This is a genomic window from Bacteroides sp. M10, assembly GCF_014334015.1.
Taxonomy (GTDB): domain Bacteria; phylum Bacteroidota; class Bacteroidia; order Bacteroidales; family Bacteroidaceae; genus Bacteroides; species Bacteroides intestinigallinarum.
Genome location: NZ_CP060488.1, coordinates 1501405 through 1518783, shown reverse-complemented (window position 1 = coordinate 1518783; position 17379 = coordinate 1501405). Strand labels below are relative to the sequence as shown.

11 protein-coding genes and 1 pseudogene are annotated in these 17379 nt (G+C 42.7%); 8 read left to right on the top strand and 4 right to left on the bottom strand.

Features of this window, described 5'->3' with window-relative positions; all coding sequences use genetic code 11:
• Positions 1-12 precede the first annotated feature (12 nt).
• Positions 13-3285, bottom strand: a complete 3273-nt coding sequence (locus H8796_RS05490; RefSeq protein WP_117933355.1) for a TonB-dependent receptor — start codon at positions 3283-3285, stop codon at positions 13-15.
• 267 nt (positions 3286-3552) lie between these two features.
• On the opposite strand from H8796_RS05490, the gene H8796_RS05485 reads away from it, so the two are divergent.
• Positions 3553-4986, top strand: coding sequence for a sialate O-acetylesterase (locus H8796_RS05485; protein ID WP_117933353.1), 1434 nt, complete (start codon positions 3553-3555; stop codon positions 4984-4986).
• A gap of 167 nt (positions 4987-5153) precedes the next feature.
• A complete protein-coding gene (locus tag H8796_RS05480; RefSeq protein ID WP_117933351.1) occupies positions 5154-9146 on the top strand; it encodes a hybrid sensor histidine kinase/response regulator transcription factor in 3993 nt (1330 codons plus the stop codon).
• A gap of 49 nt (positions 9147-9195) precedes the next feature.
• On the opposite strand, the gene H8796_RS05475 is transcribed toward H8796_RS05480, so the two are convergent.
• Positions 9196-9969 (bottom strand): radical SAM protein, encoded by a 774-nt coding sequence (locus H8796_RS05475; RefSeq protein WP_007762636.1) that lies wholly within the window; start codon positions 9967-9969, stop codon positions 9196-9198.
• 124 nt (positions 9970-10093) lie between these two features.
• Complete coding sequence (locus tag H8796_RS05470) at positions 10094-12142, bottom strand: helix-hairpin-helix domain-containing protein (protein ID WP_117933349.1); 2049 nt, start codon at positions 12140-12142, stop codon at positions 10094-10096.
• A gap of 144 nt (positions 12143-12286) precedes the next feature.
• Between H8796_RS05470 and H8796_RS05465 the strand changes: the two genes are divergently transcribed.
• Positions 12287-12865 carry a DUF4294 domain-containing protein gene (locus H8796_RS05465; protein WP_117933347.1) on the top strand — a complete coding sequence of 193 codons (579 nt, stop codon included), beginning with the start codon at positions 12287-12289 and terminating at the stop codon, positions 12863-12865.
• 241 nt (positions 12866-13106) lie between these two features.
• Here H8796_RS05465 and H8796_RS05460 read toward each other — a convergent pair whose 3' ends face one another.
• Positions 13107-13634 (bottom strand): RNA methyltransferase, encoded by a 528-nt coding sequence (locus H8796_RS05460; protein WP_117933345.1) that lies wholly within the window; start codon positions 13632-13634, stop codon positions 13107-13109.
• Positions 13635-14124: 490 nt separating this feature from the next.
• On the opposite strand from H8796_RS05460, the gene nadA reads away from it, so the two are divergent.
• From nadA to H8796_RS05445, 5 genes and pseudogenes are all read left to right on the top strand, one after another.
• Positions 14125-15063, top strand: coding sequence for a quinolinate synthase NadA (gene nadA / locus H8796_RS05455; protein WP_117933343.1), 939 nt, complete (start codon positions 14125-14127; stop codon positions 15061-15063).
• Positions 15064-15358: 295 nt separating this feature from the next.
• Positions 15359-15964 (top strand): annotated as a pseudogene (locus H8796_RS25350) (hypothetical protein).
• Positions 15965-15975: 11 nt separating this feature from the next.
• On the top strand, positions 15976-16191 hold the full coding sequence (locus H8796_RS25345; protein ID WP_233530329.1) for a hypothetical protein: 216 nt from the start codon (positions 15976-15978) through the stop codon (positions 16189-16191).
• A complete protein-coding gene (locus H8796_RS25340) occupies positions 16139-16294 on the top strand; it encodes a glycoside hydrolase domain-containing protein (protein ID WP_233530325.1) in 156 nt (51 codons plus the stop codon). The genes H8796_RS25345 and H8796_RS25340 overlap by 53 nt, the downstream gene beginning before the upstream one ends.
• On the top strand, positions 16291-17079 hold the full coding sequence (locus tag H8796_RS05445; RefSeq protein WP_117933341.1) for a hypothetical protein: 789 nt from the start codon (positions 16291-16293) through the stop codon (positions 17077-17079). The genes H8796_RS25340 and H8796_RS05445 overlap by 4 nt, the downstream gene beginning before the upstream one ends.
• The last annotated feature ends 300 nt before the right edge of the window (positions 17080-17379 follow it).

Below are 17379 nucleotides of genomic sequence, written 5' to 3'. Positions count from 1 at the left end.
AGTTCTACATCATTAAAAGGTAATCTGTCCGCCAAAAGAGATCTGACGCATCAATGGGTAGCCGATTTCAGTTCCTATTTCCGGATCAAGTCCCGGGTAACTTGTAATCGTCAGGATGTTATCCATCGACACGAAAGCACGGAGCTTGCTTACAAAGAACTTACTGGAAATCCGCTGCGGCAATGTATAGCCTATCTGGATATTCTTCAACTTGAAATAGTCGGCCTTATATTCGTTCCAATCACTCTGGATTCTGTTATTATACGTAGTTCCATACGTCAGACGGGGGTATTTGCCCGACTGGTTGGTGCGCGAATCGTCCGGATTGGAAGGATCGAAGAAGTAATGATTGTCGGCAATATGTTCGATAATGCCATATCCGTGACTCACGAGCGTGGAGTTGTAGTAATCCGTATTCCAGTTGAGGTAATGTCCGAAAGCTCCCGACCACAACATGGAGAAATCAATATTCTTGTAAGAGAAAGCACAGTTGAAGCCCAGGTTGAATTTCGGCACACTGGTATGACCGGAGAAATCCCTGTCGTTCGTATCACCATAGTTCATATCCCCATTGCTGTCGGCATAGAGAATGTCACCATACCAAAGCTGGTCTTTGGCAATCGTCTTCATTCCTCCGAATGAATAACCGGAGTCAATCATGGCCTGTACCCATACCATGTCTTCCTTTGTACGTATCATTCCGTCCTTCGGTCCCGCATGGATGTCCACCGCACCTCCGGTATAGCCTTCGCCGGAACCTCTGTACACCTTATACATATAGGTTTCACCCAGTTGGCGACCTTCGCAGATGTATCCTCCGAATCCGGATTCGGACACATCACTGAAGTTGTTGACATAGCTGACTTTGTTTCCCTGTGCATCATACGTCCAGTATTTCTGGAGATCGCCCTTGAATTTCATTACCTTATTGGCATTGAAAGAGAAGTTCATGCCTACCCGGTATTCAAAGTTTTTTCCGATACGGTCGTTCCAGTTCAGGGTAAATTCTACACCGCGGTTGCGCACTTCACCCAGATTTTCGGGAGCAGAGCCGACAACACCCATCGAGAGATAGAGTTCGGGATGGTAGAGAATGTCCGAAGTATATTTATTATAGTAGTCTATTTCACCCGTCAGGCGGTTGTTGAAGAAACCGAAGTCAAGTCCGATGTCGGTTGTTGCGGTACTTTCCCAATGCAGTTTGTCGTTGCTTAGTTTTTTACGTACCAGTCCTTTGGTTCCTTCACCATCGATTACAACATTGCCTGTGGCATAATTTGCCTGCCAGTCGTAGTTGCCCGTAGAGTTGTTACCTGTCTTTCCCCACGAAACACGCAGTTTCAGGTTAGAGAGATAGTCGGATGCTCCCTGCATGAACGATTCTTCCGAGATACGCCATCCACCGGAGAACGAGGGGAAATATCCCCAACGCTGGTTCACACCGAAACGGGAAGAGGCATCGGCACGGAGGTTGGCTTCGAAGAGGTAGCGTCCTTTATATCCATAGTTGACACGGCCGAAATAGGAGAGCAGTCCCCACTTGGCAGGTGCCGAGCTGGAAGAGCTGACGAGAGTTTCATAGGTGCTCAATTCGTTCAGTGTCCAGTCAGTAGCTCCTTTACGGGAAACGGCAAAGCTCTTGCTGTAATATTCCTGTGCGGAATATCCGAGTAATGCGCCCAGATCGTGGTCTTTCTTGATGGTGGTTTGATAGCGTACCAGTATTTCGGCACTCTGACGCCAGGTGCGCGCGCTTGTATTGGTAATGGAAGCGTTCTCCAGTGCGCTTTCGCTGACACGTTGGTCGGTCACGTAGTCCCAATAACCATTCTGGCGGCTATAGGAAGACTTGTCAGTAAATGTCGGTGAATAGTTGAATGTACCTTCGATGTTAAGACCTTTATAAGGAGTGATAATTCCGTAGACTGAAGCGTTGAGACGCCATACGGTATTGAAACCGGTAGCTCCCGCCATCTGCCCGAAGATATTATTGGCATTGGAAGATTCTTCACTTGCCAGTGCGGGACGTCCCCAGTAGTTCGGTTCGCCCGGATATACACCCGGAGTAGTCTGGTAGAGATACTTGAATCCATTGCTGATGTTTGCCATCCCGTAATCTTGCTTTTGTCCGTAAAGGCGGGTACCGACGGTCATCCATTTCACAATCTTGGCTTCCAGATTGGTACGGAAATTGATTTTCTGCGTACTTGAATCGAGGTTCCAGCGGTTCATGACTCCCTGATTGTCGAGATAGCCCAAGGAAAGCATATACTTCACTTTCTCCGAGCTGCCGGAGACAGAGAGGTTGTGTTCCTGCGAATATCCGGTGTCGAATACTTCGTCGAACCAATCTGTGTTCGGATAGGCCACGTAATTGGGCACTCCGTACTCATTCAGTCCGTTCGGATCGGCAGAAGCAGCCCTCCAGCGGTCAATGCTTTCCTGCGAGAAAATACCTTTGGTATTCACATTTTCGCAAGCCTCGTTGACCAGTCCCATATAGCGGGCGTAGTCGCTTACGAAAGAGAGATTGTTGTAAGGCATCTGCACAACTCCGGAATAAGAATAGGAGATTTGCGGTTTACCTTTTCCGCTTTTGGTGGTGATGAGGATCACTCCGTTAGCGGCACGCGTACCGTAAATAGCTGTTGAGGCAGCGTCTTTCAGTACGGAGATACTTTCAATGTCGTTGGGGTTCACGTTGTCCATGCTCCATTCAATACCGTCTACCAGTACCAATGGGGAGTTGGTATTGAACGTACCGTTACCACGCACGCGGATGGTGGCGCCGTCCGATCCGGGTTGTCCCGAAGCCTGCGTCACGTTCATACCGGCAGCGAGCCCCGAAAGGGCAGAAGAAACACTCATGATGGGACGTCCCTCCGTCTGATCGGCAAAGTTGATGGAAGTCACGGAACCGGTCAGGTTCACTTTCTTCTGCACACCGTAACCCACTACCACTACTTCATCCAGTACTTTCGTTTCCACCTTCATCTGGACGTCGAGTTTCGTGCGTCCGTTCAGGGGAAGCGTGGTGGTCTGATAACCAATGTAACTGAAAGAAACAGAAGGTTTGGCAGAAGTTGTTTTTAAGGTGTAGTGACCGTTCAAATCTGTCAAGACACCGTTCGTTGTACCTACTTCGACGACGGAAACACCCGGCAGGGTTTCTCCATTCTCATCGATCACTACTCCACTTACTGTAGCAGATGTCTGTGCCCACACCACATCTGTCAGTAAAAAGAGCGAAGCCAATAAAAATAATAAATAATGCTTCTTTTTCATTTGATTAGATTTAATGAAACAATTAGGTTGTTAAATACTCACAGTGCAAAGAAATGGGATATTTAACCAATCTAATAATACTGTTTAGGCGATTGATGCCACTAATTAAGAAAATTCGACCGAGAATGGAAAGGAAAAACAAGCTTTTAAGATTTCGACTAGCTTTTATCAGAAAATGACCAGCTAATTTTATTCCATATTTAAAAATTGATTGTATTTTTGCCGGATACCTAATAACTATTCGTCGAATATCTAATAAAAAACAGTATGAAAAAACAATTTCTACTTCTGATTTTATCACTTTTATTCCTACCGCTTGCACAAGGCAAAGTAAAACTTCCCGCAATGATGGGAGATCACATGGTACTTCAACAGAACAGCTCCGTTAAATTATGGGGTTGGGCAGACGGCAAAAAAGTAACCGTCACTACTTCATGGAACAACCGGACTTATCAGGCATCTACCGACAAAGACGGGGCATGGCTGGTGAAAGTAGATACTCCCAAAGGAGGATATACACCTTATTCTATTACAATCAGCGACGGAACTCCGGTCACTCTCTCGGATATATTGATAGGGGAAGTGTGGATCTGCTCCGGACAGTCGAATATGGAAATGCGCATGATGGGAAATGCCGCACAGCCCATTGACAACTCGCTTGAAACGCTTCTAAACTCGGGAAATTACCGCGACCGTATTCGCTTTATTACCGTACCGAGAACCAATGATACAGAGCGCCGCACGGATTTTGAAAAAAGGAAATGGGAAGTTTCGTCACCTGAAACGACCATTGATTGCAGTGCCGCCGCCTATTTCTTTGCCAGACAACTGACTGAAAGTCTTCATCTTCCGGTAGGGCTGGTTATCAACAGTTGGGGAGGTTCGGCTATCGAAGCATGGATAGATGAACCGACATTGAAAACCGTTGAAGGTATGGACGTAGAAGCTGCCAAAGATCCTAAAAGAGGGGTGCATCAGCGTCTGGAATGTCTGTACAACTCGATGTTATGGCCTGTTAAGAACTTCACGGCAAAGGGTTTCCTCTGGTATCAGGGAGAATCGAACATATCCAACTATCAGTTCTATGCTCCGATGATGACTGCCATGGTGCAGCTATGGAGAAACGTATGGGAGGCTCCCGATATGCCTTTCTATTATGTGCAGATTGCTCCTTACAAATATGAAAACAGCAGCAATACGGGTGCCGCTTTATTGCGTGAAGCACAGATGGAAGCATTGAAAACGATTCCTAATTCGGGCATGATACCCACTACGGATATTGGTGATGAGTTTTGTATCCATCCATCGCCAAAGGATGTGGTAGGACTCCGGCTGGCTACGCTTGCATTGACCAAAACATACGGTATCGGCCGATTGCCATCCAACGGTCCGATGATGACTAAAGTAGACTATGAGGGCAACAAGGCCATAGTGACATTCAATAACGCACCTGCGGGATTGTTCCCTACTTTCGCCCAACTGGAGGGATTCGAGATTGCAGGAGCCGACAAGAAGTTCTATCCGGCGAAAGCGAAGATCATAGGACGTACCAACACGGTGGAAGTATCGAGTGAAGAGGTTACCCAACCGGTTGCCGTGCGCTATGCTTTCCGTAATTATGTAGGAAATATCACTCTGCGCAACACTTTCGGATTGAGCGCTTTCCCGTTCCGCACGGATACGTGGGATGACGTGAAATAAAGAGCCCTACAGAGGGGATAGTTACCCGGTTTACAGGAGATATAGATCCAATCTGTTGGCAATATATGTCCTGCGTGTTGGGTATATAGATCCAACATGCAGGGTATATAGATCCTGCAAACAGGAGATATATTGCCTATAAACAGGAGATACAAAGAAGGGAAATTATGAAACGATCCATCTTGTCTATATGTATATTGCTGGCATCGGTTTCTCTGGTCTTCGCCAATATCTACAAGAAATATGACGTTAGATCAGGGTTATCGGGCAATTGTGTCCGGAGCATCCTTCAGGATAGCATCGGATATATGTGGTTTGCCACACAGGACGGGTTGAATCGTTTCAACGGTATCGAGTTTACCAACTACGGACATTCGTCAGAAAACGGCGGAAACAGTTATATGAATATAGTAACCATCTGCCGCCATCAGGATAACAATCAGATCTGGGTGGCAAGCACGGAAAAGCTGTATTTATTCGACTCGCAGGAAGAGAAATTCTCCGTATTCGACAAACAGACGGAAGACGGGGTGACAGTCAACAGTGTCTTCGGAATGGCTTATGACAATGACGGGCAGTTATGGATTGGAACAACCAACGGATTGTTTGTCTACAATGAGAAAAAAGGTACGTTGAGGCAGTATCTACATTCTCTTTCCGATCCTCATTCATTACCGGATAATCATGTGTGGGTGATTTATAACGACTCGTTCGGGACGATCTGGATAGGCACCCGGAACGGTTTGGCAAAGTATAACCAGCGTACGGACAATTTCACAGGGTATATATCCGAAGAGACTTCTTTCGGACGCCCTGCCTGCAACGAGATTATCTCTTTGATGGAAAGCTCGCAGGGAGTGCTATGGGCGGGTACCTGGTATGGAGGGCTGGCACGTTTCAATAAGGAAACGGGGCAATTCCGCTATTACTTCGGAGAAGGGGATACTCTCACCATTCCGCGCATCCGTACCCTGTTTCAACGGACGGCCAATTCTTTCTATCTTGGCTCCGACGACGGGCTTTATACCTTCAACACTGCCACAGGAGAGTGTCTGCCAACTGACGATGAACAGAACAAGGAAAGCATCTATGCCTGTTATCAAGACAGGGAAGGGGGAATTTGGATCGGGAGTTATTTCAGTGGAGTGAGTTACCTGTCTCCCAAACATAAGGATATCGAGTGGTATTATCCCAATGGTACGAATTCTCTTTCGGGAAATGTAATCAGCCAGTTTTGTGAAGATCCCGATGGTAATATCTGGATTGCTACTGAAGACGGAGGATTGAATCTCTTCGATCCCCGCACGAGGAAGTTTAAGAATCATCTATTGAAAAGCAGTAATCTCAATATCGGTTATCACAATATCCATGCGCTGCTCTACAACGAAGGAAAGTTATGGATCGGCAGTTTCTCCCGGGGATTATATATCCTGGATATCCAAACGGGAAAAACGAAGAACTATCGCCACAACCGTACTAACCCACATTCCATTCCTAACGATCATATCTACTCCATTTATCAAACGAAAGATGGCAGTATTTATCTGGGCACTCTGTCCGGATTCTGCCAATATGATCCGGACAGTGATTCGTTCCGGACATTGGAACCTTTAAGTCATATCTTTATCTACGATATGGTGGAAGACCAGTATGGGGACTTATGGCTGGCAAGTAAAAGGGACGGTATCTGGCGTTACAACCGCCAGACCGGTAAGCTGCACAATTACCGTAACGATCCGGCTAATCCCGCTTCTCCGTGTAGCAACTGGGTCATTCGTGTGTATATCGATCATAAACAGAATCTATGGTTTTGTACCGAGGGAGGCGGCATCTGCCGTTATCACTACCAGGAGGACCGTTTTGAAAATTTCTCCACCAAAGAGAATCTGCCGAACAATATCATTTACGGCATACTGGACGATCAATCGGGTAACTATTGGCTTTCTTCCAACAGGGGGCTGATCCGGTATGAGCCGCAAAACAAGCGGGCACAACTTTATACCATTGAAGACGGATTGCAAAGTAACCAGTTCAATTTCCGCTCTTCCATGCAAGCCCGTGACGGGAAATTTTATTTCGGTGGGGTGAATGGATTCAATAGTTTCTATCCGTTCAAATTATCGATCAATAAGGTAAAGCCTACGGCATCTATTTCGGCAGTGTATATGCACAGTCCCGATGATAAGGTGAGCCTTAGCAAACGTATTCCTGCCCTTAGCGGACAGGTGACTATTCCTTATCAGGTAGTTTCGTTCGACATCACATTTGAAAGTCTAAGTTATGTGGCTCCCAGCAAGAATTTATATGCCTACAAACTGGACGGCATCCACAAGGAATGGATATACACGGACAAACATAACGTATCATTTCTCAACCTGCCTCCGGGTGAATATACGTTCCGTGTGAAATCGAGTAACAACGATGAATATTGGAGTAATGACGACTGCTGTCTGCATATTGAAGTTCTTCCTCCACCCTGGAAGACGATCTACGCCAAGATTTTCTATTTACTAATTGCATGTGGCTTCACTTATTTTCTGGTAAGGCTTTATCTGCGTAAGCAACAGGCCGTGAAATTAAGAAAGATGAAAGAGATGGAGCAAATCAAGAATCAGGAATTGTTTCAGTCGAAGATTACGTTCTTTACACAGGTGGCACATGAGATTAAGACTCCGGTAAGCCTCATCAAGGCCCCGCTGGAAGCTATTTTGAAAATGCATGAATGGAACAGTGAAGTAGAGAGTAACCTGTCTGTGATACGGAAGAACACCAACCGGCTGATGGAGCTTATCAAGCAACTGCTCGACTTCCGCAAAGTGGATAAGGAAGGATATACACTTTCATTCAATGAAGTAGATATTAACCGGATGATTGAGGATATCATCGATCGTTTCCGTGCCATCTCCCTGACCGGAATATCTTTCAGTGTTTCCCTGCCCGAGGAGCATCTGCAATATAATGTAGATCAGGAGGCTTTAACGAAAATCGTCAGCAATCTGCTGACCAATGCCATGAAATATGCCCGTACCTGCATCAGGGTGATTATGGACGAACATTTGTCTTCCGAAGGACGTATTCTTTCTATTTGTGTACGCGATGACGGTCCGGGAATTCCGCAAGAGGAATGCGGTAAGGTGTTCGAACCGTTTTATCAGGTGGGAAATGCCGGTAATAACGGATCGGGAGTAGGTATCGGGCTAAGCCTGGTTAAATTATTGGTCGAAAAGCATAATGGGAAAGTTTATATCAACCCTAATTATACCGATGGTTGCGAAGTGTGCGTCGAAATTCCTTATTTGGAGAAAAGTATTCCGGCAGTCCACGCCGTCACTTCCATACCGGACAAGGTAGCCGCTCTGGAAGAAGAAGCCGAACCCGGTGGTTATTCTCTGCTCGTCGTGGAGGATACGACGGATATGCTGGAATTTCTGGCTAAGAATCTGGGAAATGCCTATACGATTCATACGGCTACCAATGGTAAGGAAGCATTGGAATGTCTGGAAACAACAACGGTGGATTTGATTATCAGTGACATCGTCATGCCTTATATGGACGGATTCGAATTATTAAAGTCGATTCGTTCCGACAATATGCTTTGTCATATCCCGTTCATCTTGCTTTCGGCACTCGACAGCATTGATTCAAAGATCGCAGGTCTCGACTATGGTGCGGATGCTTACATAGAGAAGCCTTTCTCACTGAATCACATGAAAGCCACGATCAACAATCTGCTGGAAAACAGGCGTATGTTGTTCAATCACTTCACAAGTGTGCCGAATATGTCGTACGATCAGACGCTGATGAATAAGTCTGATGTGAAATGGATCAATACGGTCAATGAGATTATCACCCGCAACTTCACCAATGAGGAATTCACGATTGACAAGCTGGCGGAAGAGATGGCAATCAGCCGTTCCAATCTGCAACGTAAGTTGAAAGGGCTGACCGGAATGCCTCCCAATGATTATATCCGGTTGATACGGCTCAAAACAGCCGGAGAACTTCTGCGCGAAGGAGAATACCGGATCAATGAGGTTTGTTTCATTGTCGGATTCAATAATCCTTCGTATTTTGCCCGTTGCTTCCAGAAGCAATTCGGGATATTGCCAAAAGATTATGTGAAGAAAGGATTTACCGGATCAGACTCAAATTACCCGTAGCCTCATTGACTACTTTCTTTTCGGCACAGGTATATCTACCACATAGATTTTAATAAGAAGCTGTTGCCGAAATCCCTTCTTTCTCCAGTAAAGCTACAATACGGTCTAATTCTTCATGCGTAGCTTTCTGTAAATCATGGTCGGGTGTTTCCCGGTCAATCGTATAAATCATCACTTGACGGGGAGCGATTTCCTTCACTGCTTCTATCCAGGGAAGCACATATTTATCAGATGTATTATCCATGTCCTTTCCCTGATAACCTCCTTTCAGAAACATCGTTTGTACGATGCAGTTTCCTTTGAACTCTTTCATCTTTTCGATGATTTTTCTCACAGAATATTTTCCGTTAGGACGGTCCAACAGATGGATATATTCTTCATCCACTGTATCCAGTTTCAGAATATTATTATCTACCTTGTTCAATGCTTCGAACACGGCAGGACGATCAATAAACGTAGAATTACTCAATACGCTCACTTTTGCTTTCGGGAAATACTGATTACGGAGCGCAAGCGTATCTTCTATAATTTCCGGGAAGTGGGGATGCGCAGTCGGCTCACCGTTTCCGGCAAAGGTCAGTACATCAGGAGCGGGACCGTTCACCTGCATATCTTTCAGTTTTTCTTCAAGAGCCGCACGAACTTCTTCACGGGTAGGGAGAAGCTTCTTCGTACGATGTTCGGCATTGAAACCACATTCACAATAAATGCAGTCGAATGAACAAACCTTACCGTCGTCCGGCAATAAATTGATTCCCAAAGAAACGCCCAAACGGCGGGAATGGATAGGGCCGAAGATGGGTGAAGGAAAAATAATAGTCATCTTATTCTAATTTTATCATTTACAATTTACCACTTTATCAACTAATCATTCTTAGTTAACACCGCAAAATTAAACTGCTCACTTTGTCTACTAATTTCTCCAATTAGTTCTGCACAAAGATAGCCTAAAACTTGATACGCAGTTGCATTTGCATATCTGCTTTTTTATTTCCACAGATCAAATCGTTGCCGGAACCTATCTCATTACGGTCCAGATAGACGGTTTCGCCGAACTTGGTTATCAACAGGAAATGTTTGTTCAGTTCATATCGCAAACGAAACGTACACCGGAATCCACGCCCTTGGAAGGACGGAGTGTAAAACGTATAAAGCAATCCGCTTTCCGAGATATATACACGCGAATCATAATCGTCTGTAAAAAAGTAACTGCCCTGAACGTCAGCAAACAGCCTGGCCCAAGGCAGTTGGGAGGATATCATTTGTGTAACCTGATATCCTTTATTAGCAGCTCTGTCCTGAGAATGAAAATGATTATAATCTAAAGTTGTACGACTGCTTAACACATCTCCTAAAGAATAGTTCAAACGATAGCGAAGTTGATGATGAAAAATAGGAAGTGTTAGTGTTCCTTTACTGCCTGTCCAGTCACGTTCTTTTTGTTTATAGCGATACTTTAGATACATGGATAAATTGCTGTGTGGAGTGAAAGTAGCTTGAACCAGACCATCTGTTCCACGAGAAGGTTTATTAACCCGGTATTTTTTCCACGGGAACGAAAATAAATCAAATGAAGCGAAGAATTTCCAATAAGCAAAAGGAGAAGTTTCCAATCCGATATAGTACCCCTGTTCGTTTTGAGTGGTACTTCCTTCACCAAATGAATGGGCAAACATAGCCCAATAATTATATGAATAGAATCGATGTATCAACATGATTTGAGTGTTTTGAACCGGTGAATACTGCAAACGGTTCAAAGAGGCCCAACCTTGTTTTCCTATGCCCGTCTCTCCTTGAAAAGAAAAACGATGCCAGCGATAGGCATAATCAATCCCCAGATTATAGAAATTGTTTCCATGAAGATTGTATTTGGAATAACCTGTTAATTCCGGTTCATAAGATCGGTTGAAAAGGTAGTAAATACCAGTGATACCCAGTTTGATACGGTTGTGTTGATAACTCACATTTCCACCTGTTAATTGCATGGTGAACAGGTTCTTTTTATCCGCTTCCTTTTGACTTCGATGCAGCCCGGTTTTGTAGATAGAGGTGATTTCTCCATCAGTGATTACTCCATCTAGAGAACGATGTGAATAGAAACCGGAAATATCCCAATCTTTTGCCAAAGAAACAATGGCAGCTACTCCTCGGAAATAGTTGTATTCGTCGGTAGAAGAATGTTTCTTTATCCCGCCACTACGGCTGTTGAAAGAAGAAGCGTAGACTGTTTTTCCCATTAGATAATCGGTGCTAATCACCAAGCCTTGTCCGAAACTAAGACGATAGTTACCAACAGCCAACGCTTTTAACCGTCCACAATCTTTTAATAACAGATAAAAGGAATAATAATCATAACCATAGCGATTATGCAAAGCTCCAAAAGGCTCTCCGGCATCCTTTTCAGCAACGACTCCTGCATAAAGCCGGTCACTGTACCGGAAACTGTATTTCACAGAGTTATAAACAGAAGGTCCCAAATAGGTATGTTCATAACCTTTTCGCTTATAAAACGGTATATCAAAGCGAGTTAACAGTTCATTCTTCCCATACTTACCTGCACTTTTCAACATAGTTTTCCACCGAAAAACAGGTTCATTGTTAATAGCTTTTATACAGACAAAAGGCAGTAAATACTGGATTGTTTGCTTATCCATATCTTCTACCAGCTGAAGTTCGTAGATCGTTTCCATCTGTCCGTGTATATAGATGTAAGCCAGCAGATGTTCGATTTGTATATCACTTAGAAAAGGAAATTGACGAAGTTGTTCACGGGTCGCAGCATTTAAATTAACCGGTTCCTGCAAACGATTGGAAAGTTCTTCCAACTCATTTTCCCAATTGAGTGTATTAACAGAGTTATCAGTATCATTATTAACAGATAAATCTTCAAGAATATCTTCTAAAACAGTTTCAGAAGGGTTTTGAGCACTACAAGCAGGAATTATTAACAGGCTGTTTATAATACTTATCAACCGTAAAAGTTGAATAGTTTTCATCAATAAAATGTTTTATTCTTCCTGCTTTTTAACAGATAAGGCCGCAAAGATACTTTAAATAGGTTAACATCGAAGAGAAATGTCTGAATAATAAAATTTTAATTCTATTTTTGTATCGTGAAAAGAAGGCTTAACATAGTAGTAATGACACTGTTTGCTATTGTTTACTGTTCAACGCATTTGAAAGCGCAGGAAAAACAAAGCATTAATGGATATTTGGTTCCGATGTGCATCTACAACGGAGATACAATCCCATCTATCCAGTTACCGACTGTGTACATCTTCAAACCTCTTAAATTCAAAAATGAAAAAGAACGCCAGGAATATTACCGGTTGATTCGTAACGTGAAAAAGGTATATCCTATCTCCAGGGAAATTAACCAAGCTATCATCGAAACTTACGAATATCTCCAAACATTACCAAATGAAAAAGCTCGCCAAAAACATATCAAACGGGTTGAGAAAGGCTTGAAAGATCAATATACCGCCCGAATGAAGAAGCTCTCTTTTACACAAGGAAAACTATTGATAAAGTTAGTGGACCGTCAGAGCAACCAGACTAGTTATGAACTGGTGAAAGCATTTATGGGACCTTTCAAAGCAGGGTTCTATCAGGCATTTGCCGCATTGTTCGGAGCCAGTTTAAAAAAAGAATATGATCCGCAAGGTGAAGACAAACTAACGGAACGTGTAGTGTTGATGGTGGAGAACGGGCAAATCTAAGCAATGTGCAAGAGCTATATATGCTACTTACAGGAACTATATATCCAACGTGCAGCGCATATATGTCCAATACGCAGAATATATATCCCCTGTAAACAGCATCTATATATCCTGCAAAGAGTATAATTACATCACTTGGATTCTATACTTATGAACAATTTTATATATATTGATTATAAGTGAATTAACTACATTATCCACCAGTTATCAACTACTTATTAACCAATGCGGTTTTAAGCTGCTAACGTAGCTTTTTGAACAAATCCCAAATTACAATACCGGTAGTTACAGAAACATTCAAGGAGTGCTTCGTACCATATTGAGGAATCTCTATACAGCCGTCTGAATGGTTAATAACCTCCTGTTGTACTCCTTTCACTTCATTTCCCATCACGATGGCGTATTTCTTCGTCTTATCCAGTTCAAGTTCATCCAACATGATGCTCCCTTCCGCTTGTTCTACGGAATAAACGATATACCCCTCTTTTCGGAGGTTATCAACAGCATCAACAGCGTTATTAACATACTTCCAGTCAACAGTGAACTCTGCTCCTAAAGCTGTCTTATGCATTTCAGGATGTGGAGGAGTGGCTGTTATACCACAAAGATAAATGCACTCAATACGAAATGCATCCGAAGTGCGGAACACAGAACCTATATTGTGCAAACTACGAATATCGTCCAGCACTACTACCAGAGGCAGTTTTTCAACCTGTTTGAACTCTTCGGCGCTGATACGGTTCAGCTCTGTTATTTTCAGTTTACGCATACGTCTTTTCTTTTATTACGTTCTTGCTACAAAGGTAATTCTTTTCTGTTAACAGAGATGTTGATAACGGTTTAAAACCTGTCAAAACTATCGGCAAAGATTTTGAAAAATAATTCTTGCATTATTCAAAAGAAGATATATGAGGCACTCGTTATGAACATTCCAAAAAATAAAATCAAAACTTTCCATGCAGACATAAACATATTTTTCAGCACTTATCTATCCGTTTATATCCATAAAGTTTTTAACTTTGCACTTTATCAACAGGGAGTTAATAGCAAATTGTCTATTGTCGGTACTCTCATTGATAATGAAGTGAATAGATAGGATATCTTCTTCTTTTTTTCCGTTCATAACGGACTCATAAAGTAGAAGCATGGACTAATAACTTATCCGGCAAGAAAAAACGGATTTATTTGCTAACACTATTAACAGGCTATCATTACTAACAAAGGATTTTTTTTAGAAGGAAAGAAAAAAGAATATAATAATGAATGAACTAATAAAGGCTATTAACGAGCTGAAGAAAGAAAAGAATGCAATCATTCTGGGTCACTACTACCAGAAGGGTGAAATACAAGACATCGCCGATTACGTTGGCGACAGTCTGGCACTGGCTCAATGGGCGGCAAAAACGGAAGCGGATATTATTGTGATGTGTGGTGTTCACTTCATGGGTGAGACGGCGAAAGTGCTCTGTCCGGGAAAGAAAGTGTTGGTTCCCGACATGGAAGCAGGCTGTTCGCTGGCCGACAGTTGTCCGGCAGATAAGTTTGCGCAGTTTGTCAAAGAGCATCCGGGATACACTGTTATTTCGTACGTCAATACGACGGCTGCCGTGAAAGCGGTAACAGATGTAGTGGTGACTTCCACCAATGCAAAGCAGATTGTGGAAAGCTTCCCCAAAGATGAGAAAATAATCTTTGGTCCGGACAGGAATCTGGGGAATTATATTAACTCTGTTACGAACCGGAATATGTTACTTTGGGACGGAGCCTGTCATGTGCATGAACAATTCTCGGTTGAAAAGATTGTGGAACTGAAAGCACAGCATCCCGAAGCTTTGGTATTGGCACATCCCGAATGTAAGAGTACGGTGTTGAAACTGGCGGATGTGGTAGGTTCTACGGCTGCCCTGTTGAAGTATGCCGTGAATCATCCTGAAAATACATATATTGTGGCTACCGAATCGGGTATCTTGCATGAGATGCAGAAGAAGTGTCCGCAAACAACGTTTATCCCCGCTCCTCCGAACGATAGTACGTGCGGATGTAATGAGTGTAGCTTTATGCGGTTGAATACGTTAGAGAAGCTGTATGAGTGTCTGAAGAATGAAGCACCGGAAATTACGGTAGATCCTGAAGTGGCAGAGAAAGCAGTGAAGCCGATTCAACGGATGCTGGAGATTTCGGCTGAATTGGGGTTGTAGGATTTAAAGGATATGCAAAAAATAAGGCTGTTTCAAAATGTTGGAACGGCCTTATTTTTTGCTTCGCTCTGTTATTGGCATGACAAGGATGACGCATTTGTATCAGTAATAGGCGCATTTGTATTTTAGCACACATCGTTTCTCTTCTATCTTTGTATCGTTATTTGTACTTATAATTGTAAACATGGAAAACATAAGCAGATTACTTTCTTTACTGATCGGTGGATTCTTTCTACTGAAAGGTTGTTTACCGCTAAAGACAAATGCTTAAGAATTTGTTGATTATGTAAATCAGATGATCGGAGCCACTGCACTAGATAATGTAGTAAATACAGACTTTGGGTTAGGTAAAATTTTTCCAGGGGTATATACTCCTTTTGGTCTAGTACAGCTAAGTCCGGATACGAAAACGGGAGGAGACAACGGTTTGGGATATTCTTATCATCATTCCACTATCGAGTGATTTAGCTTTACTCACATGAGCGGCATTGGTTGGTATGGAGATTTGGGTAATTTTCTGGTTATGCCCATTACAGGCAAACTTCACACTTTCAAAGGAACAGAAGAAAATCCGGAAGAAAGTTATCGTTCCAGATTTTCTCATGAAACGGAGTCGTCACATGTTGATAAATATAAGGTGAAACTTGACGACTATGATATTAAGGTGGAATTAACTGCAGCACCGCGTTCGGGGATGATACGCTTTACGTATCCCAAACATGAAGAATCTCGTATACAGATTGATTTGGCACGTCGTATAGGAGAAACTTCCAGCGAACAATTCATTGAGGTTGTTGATGATTATGTTATTCGGGGGTGGATGAGATGCACTCCCGAAAATAGCGGTTGGGGAAATGGTGAAGGTCAGGGAAATTATACTGTTTATTTAGTCGTCCTTTAGAAGATTTCGGTGTGTGGAGTGCAGACATTCCCGAAGGTACTTCCCGTAAGAATGAATCAAATGACGATAAAAATTATTGCCGATATATCAGGAAGGCTGTTATTCATCCACACGCAAAAGTGATGAAAGGTAAACATCTGGGATTTCAACAGAGTTTCTGCTTATGCGCGGAAGATGTGGAATCAAGCATTGTCGAAAATAAAGATAGAGGGAAACGAAGCGGATAAAACTACTTTTTATACAGCGTTATATCACACGATGATCGATCCGCACTGCTTTTCGGATATAGATGGTAAATATGTAGGTGCTGACAATAAAATCCATCTGTGAAAGAAGGGGTTACTTTTTCCAGCAATCATTTAGACAAGAATCTGGTTTATGTAGATTTAGTAGAAAAACGGGCGTTTGTTCCAATGAAAGATGCTGTTTTGTTTTTGGTAGATTACGTGAGTCGTAAAGATGCTAAAGGGAATCAATGGGGAAATGATAGGTATCATATATTTCCGTCTGTCCCTCACGAACTTTATGGATTGCAGCCAGGGTTTAAATTTAATAATGATACGCAGATAGACATCACTTTAAGTAAATTTATATTCAACGCTTATCTGAAAGCCACTCAAGTTTTGAATGTGACAAAAAAGGAGCGGATATTGATTAAACAAGTTAAGCATATTTTGACCAATATGCCCGCATATCCTATATATAATTCTTCTAGGTATGGTGATATATATGTTTCTGTGCCGGGTGAAAAGGATCAGATCATATATAATGTGCCCGCGAATCTGACAAATGTATTTCCAGGTGAAGAATACGGAATAGATGTACCTTCCGATGTGAAACAACGTTTGATAAATACACTCCGTGCACATCAGAATGAAGGTGGAAATGATCTTGTATTCCTTAATTTACAGGCTGTTAGAATAGGTATGCTTGATTTGGAAAAGTTTAAACATCAGGTGAGATATGCCACTTTACCCAATCAAACGGCAACGGATGCAGTTATGCAGATAGGTGGTCGATATAACGATCAGACTGATTATTTTTATATGGGTAATATGGGAATCTGGTTTGAGGATTTTGCTTTACCGGTAGTTATTAATGAATGCCTTATGTAGAGTTATAGCGGACAGATTATTTTATTTCCTAATTGGGATAGAAATAAAGGTGCGTATTTTGTTTCTTTGCATGTCAGAGGTGCTTTTTTTGGTAGATGCAGTCCTAAAAGATGGGGAAGTTCATGAGGTTTGTATTACCAGTGAAAAAGGCGGTAATTGCTCTGTGCGTAATCCTTGGGGAAAACAAAAGGTAAAATTAATTCAGAACGGAAAGGAGAAAACGATATCAGATCTTAAGACTCTGCCGGGAGATAGGTTGATATTAAAGCCATTCATTTGATTATTTTTCAGTGGATTGGG

Excerpts from the sequence above, each read along its gene's own strand:
- H8796_RS05490 (WP_117933355.1), bottom strand. The coding sequence starts at position 3,285 with ATGAAAAAGAAGCATTATTTATTATTTTTATTGGCTTCGCTCTTTTTA.
- H8796_RS05485 (WP_117933353.1), top strand. The coding sequence starts at position 3,553 with ATGAAAAAACAATTTCTACTTCTGATTTTATCACTTTTATTCCTACCG.
- H8796_RS05480 (WP_117933351.1), top strand. The coding sequence starts at position 5,154 with ATGAAACGATCCATCTTGTCTATATGTATATTGCTGGCATCGGTTTCT.
- H8796_RS05475 (WP_007762636.1), bottom strand. The coding sequence starts at position 9,969 with ATGACTATTATTTTTCCTTCACCCATCTTCGGCCCTATCCATTCCCGC.
- H8796_RS05470 (WP_117933349.1), bottom strand. The coding sequence starts at position 12,142 with ATGAAAACTATTCAACTTTTACGGTTGATAAGTATTATAAACAGCCTG.
- H8796_RS05465 (WP_117933347.1), top strand. The coding sequence starts at position 12,287 with ATGACACTGTTTGCTATTGTTTACTGTTCAACGCATTTGAAAGCGCAG.
- H8796_RS05460 (WP_117933345.1), bottom strand. The coding sequence starts at position 13,634 with ATGCGTAAACTGAAAATAACAGAGCTGAACCGTATCAGCGCCGAAGAG.
- nadA (WP_117933343.1), top strand. The coding sequence starts at position 14,125 with ATGAATGAACTAATAAAGGCTATTAACGAGCTGAAGAAAGAAAAGAAT.
- H8796_RS25340 (WP_233530325.1), top strand. The coding sequence starts at position 16,139 with ATGTGGAATCAAGCATTGTCGAAAATAAAGATAGAGGGAAACGAAGCG.